At 50.3% G+C, this 439-nt stretch carries 1 protein-coding gene; it reads left to right on the top strand.

Going from position 1 to position 439, the window contains the following annotated elements; translation table 11 throughout:
• Window positions 1-203: 203 nt before the first annotated feature.
• The coding region (locus tag ELS82_RS25965) for a hypothetical protein (protein ID WP_134837861.1) at window positions 204-439 on the top strand (236 nt) is incomplete at its 3' end.

Genomic DNA, 439 nt, shown 5'->3' on the forward strand with positions numbered 1-439 from the left:
GTCAAATTCAATAAATGGCCACAGTATGAGTTGGACTATTGCGACCTTGCGGACCTGGAAATCAAAGAGATCGTTTCGGCGACCTTCACCACGTCGGACTGGCATGCCACAGAAGAAAATGGCTGGGCCAGATTGGTGGATCGTATTCTCTGATCAGGGAATATCCCCTTTAACTTAATGGTTTAGACCAGAAGTGAGGTAACATGATGCATACACATCCATCACAGTTCCATCGTTTCCCAAAGATTGTTGCAATCGCAGCGGGCCTGATCCTGTCCTCACAGGCGACATTTGCGCAGGATTTGCCAGCCGGGGCGGATGCCGCCCTTCACGCGCAAGTTCCAGAGGCGTATAAGGACGGCATCGTGGCGGTCTATGACCCACAATATCCGCCCAGCTATTTCATTGATGATAAGGGTGAAATGGTTGGCTATGTGCT

The sequence above is a fragment of the Vibrio ouci genome, assembly GCF_004551525.1.
Lineage (GTDB): Bacteria > Pseudomonadota > Gammaproteobacteria > Enterobacterales > Vibrionaceae > Vibrio > Vibrio ouci.